Source organism: Kordia sp. (genome assembly GCF_045105435.1).
Taxonomy (GTDB): domain Bacteria; phylum Bacteroidota; class Bacteroidia; order Flavobacteriales; family Flavobacteriaceae; genus Kordia.
Window position 1 is genome coordinate 1 of record NZ_JBGCDL010000281.1, and the last position, 3178, is coordinate 3178.

Sequence of the window (3178 nt, forward strand, 5' to 3'; positions counted from 1 at the left end):
TCTATGAACTTTTTTATAAAGATCCTTTTTTTATGTTTTCAAATAGCTGCGCTAGTTGCGGCTATTTGGTCTTGGAATCGCTATAAAGAAACTACACAACGTTACTTTTTATGGTTTTTAGTATATGTAGTTTGTCATGAAATTTCAGGACTTTGCTATCATTTATTTTTCAAAGGTCATAATGATATTATACATAATTTATTTACACTCATCTCATTTGGATTTTATTTTTGGTGGTTTTATAAAATTTTAGCGAAACGAAAATGGTTTGTATACATATTATTCGTTGCTTTTTTTATTCCATTTTTAAATGATTTAATTACCAAAAGTCCTATTGAAAACCTTTACCTATATCCTATTATTATTGGTGCTTTTTCCGTACTCGTTTTAACGATTAGCTATTTTATAGAATTGTTGAATACAGATTCCATTACCAGTTTTGCTAAATCGCAACGGTTTTGGATTGTCACAGGCTTATTTTGTTTTTACATTGGTTTACTTCCTTTGTTAATTTTTCATAATCATTTAGATTATGGTGGTCATTTTTACCGCATTGTCATTACAGTATTAAATGCCGTTTTATATGGTTGTATTTTTAAAAGCTTTTTATGTCTGGAGAAGAAAAAGTAGAAAAAATAGAGAACGCATTTTCAGAAGAAATGTTCTTCTTACTGTCGGGCGCAGCTTTGCTAATTGCAGTTGCGGTGGTCATTCTTTTTTTTGTGTTTGTAACACGTAAAAATAAATTGATTACCGAAAAAACTATGTCTATCAATAGTTATGAAAAGAAAATGGTAGAACTAGAATTACACGCATTGCGATCGCAGATGAATCCACATTTTGTACATAATTCGCTGAATGCGATTCAGTATTATATTCAGATGAATGATATTGATCAATCAGAGAATTATTTGACACGTTTTTCAAAGTTAGTGCGTCAGTTTTTTGATTATTCGCGCAAGCAATTAATCACAATTGAAGAAGAAATAGAATTGATTTCTAATTATTTAGCACTCGAAAAACTCCGTTTTGAAGACAAACTTTCGTACGAAATTGTATGTGATGAAACGGTAGATGTAGCAGCTTCTATTCCATCAATGGTATTGCAACCAATTATAGAAAACGCTGTAAATCACGGTATTTTTCATAAGAAAACGCCCGGAAAAGTTACCGTTACATTTTCGCAACTTTCTAACGATAGTTTTTCTGTGGTTGTAAAAGACGATGGAATTGGCATTAAACAATCTAAAAAATTAGCTAAAAATACGATTAAAAACCAAGGATCACATTCTTCTCAAGTTTTAGATGAACGACTAAAATTGCTTGAACAGATAGATAATTGGCATGTTGAATATACGATTAAAGATCGTTCTGATTTTGGAACACAACAAGGAACGATTGTCACCCTAATTTTTAAACTACCAAACTGATATGACAGTAACTGCTATTTTGGTTGACGATGAACATAAGTCGTTGGCTATTTTAAAAAACAAACTCGAAAGATTATGTCCAAACGTAACCATTATTGGCGAAACGCAAGATCCTGAAGAAGCCATTGATTTGATTACAAATTTGAAACCACAATTGGTGTTTTTGGATATTGCCATGCCTGGTATGAATGGTTTTGAAGTGCTAGAAAAAATTCCGAAACTAAGTTTTGAAGTTATTTTTGTAACTGCTTTTGATAATTACGGCATTGAAGCCATTAAACATTGTGCTATTGGCTATGTTGTAAAACCTATTGATAGCCAAGATTTGATTCAGGCAGTTTCCATTGCTACGCAGAATATTGCCGATAAAACAGCTTTGCAAAAGAATACACAATTGATTGAAAATTTAGGCATTCAGTCGTTTCAACAAAAGAAGATTGTGATTCCTTCGCAAGATGGTTTGGAGTTTGTAAAAATTGAAGATATTATTCATTGTCAAGGAACCGACGGCTATACGAAAATTCATTTTCAGCAAAGTAAACCTATTATGAGTTCGTATAGTATTGGGCACTTTTTTAAACTACTGAAGAGTAACGATTTTTACCTGATTCACAAATCGCACTTGATCAATACCAATTATATTTTAAAGTATTTAAACGAAGGATATGTGGTGTTGCAGGACAATCATAAGTTGCCTGTTTCACGAAATAAACGCACCGATTTTTTGAATATGATTCGGAATGTTTGATGTTGATTATGTATGGATTTGTTTTTTGTGGATTTGTCTATTTGTTTGATTGTTTTTGAAACGCTAAAGGTTCTTAGAAAACATCTTGGTTCTTGACGCTAAAAGTCTTGGCTCTTTTCTACCACGAATTTTTTTTATTTGTTTATCTGTACTAAAACTCTAAACGTTTAAAGGAGTGATTTTTCATAGTAAAACGAAGAAAAATTGTATCGAGAAGTACTTTTAAATTAATACTGATCTGTTTCTAAAGTAGCAGATAGCTTCACTTCGTTCGCTATGACGTTTCAAAGCATTTCAATATGCAATACGAATAGCTAAAATCTTTTTTGTCACGAATGCACGAATTGTTTGTTTGTAGTTCATGTTTGTGCATACTGATTTGTCACGAATTTTGCTTACGGTTATGTGGATTTGCTGATTGCTTTGAAACGTCCTTGCGAGGAATTTATGACGTGGCAATCTGTTTGTTTAAACAACGGTATCTTTATCTTATTCAAAGATAGCTTCACTTCGTTCGCTATGATGTTTCAAAGCATTTCAATATGCAATTCTAATGAGCTATAAATTTAAAAGTCGTCTAAAAATCTATTTAAAAACAAAAAAGACCTTCATTGCTGAAAGTCTTTTTGTTAAATCTTGTATGTAGTTTGTCTTACTTTTTCTTTGCTGCGTAGTCTTTGTTTAATTCTTCTAAAACAGTTTTAGTAACATCGTACATCTCTTTTCCGTAGTATAAGTTTCCTATCATTTCGTTTTTACCAAAAATAAAATCGTATCCATTTTTTTTCCCGTAAGCTGATACAAATCGTTTCACTCTATTTAAAATAGAATCGTTTTGCGCTCTACTGTCTTCAGAAATACGATTTTGCTCAATTTTAATTTGCTGATCTAAACGTTCACCCAATTGCTGAATTTGAACTGATAATTCTTGTTGCTTTTTTGGAGAGGCTTTTGCTGCTTTTTGTTGCGCTTGTTTCAATTCGAGATTGAACATTTGCGA

The 3178-nt window shown here is 31.7% G+C and carries 4 protein-coding genes; 3 read left to right on the forward strand and 1 reads right to left on the reverse strand.

Annotation, left to right across the window (positions count from 1 at the left end; genetic code table 11):
• The 3 genes from AB8B65_RS14305 to AB8B65_RS14315 all read left to right on the forward strand — a co-directional run.
• On the forward strand, positions 1 to 630 hold a 630-nt coding region (locus AB8B65_RS14305; protein ID WP_405301844.1), incomplete at its 5' end, for a hypothetical protein.
• Positions 609 to 1430: a sensor histidine kinase gene (locus tag AB8B65_RS14310; RefSeq protein WP_405301846.1), complete on the forward strand. Its 822-nt coding sequence runs from the start codon at positions 609 to 611 to the stop codon at positions 1428 to 1430. The genes AB8B65_RS14305 and AB8B65_RS14310, both read left to right, overlap by 22 nt.
• A gap of 1 nt (position 1431) precedes the next feature.
• Positions 1432 to 2178, forward strand: a complete 747-nt coding sequence (locus AB8B65_RS14315; protein WP_405301847.1) for a LytR/AlgR family response regulator transcription factor — start codon at positions 1432 to 1434, stop codon at positions 2176 to 2178.
• A gap of 652 nt (positions 2179 to 2830) precedes the next feature.
• Here the strand turns inward: AB8B65_RS14315 and AB8B65_RS14320 are convergent.
• Positions 2831 to 3178, reverse strand: a 348-nt coding sequence (locus AB8B65_RS14320; RefSeq protein WP_405301848.1) for an OmpH family outer membrane protein, incomplete at its 5' end; no start/stop codon positions are given.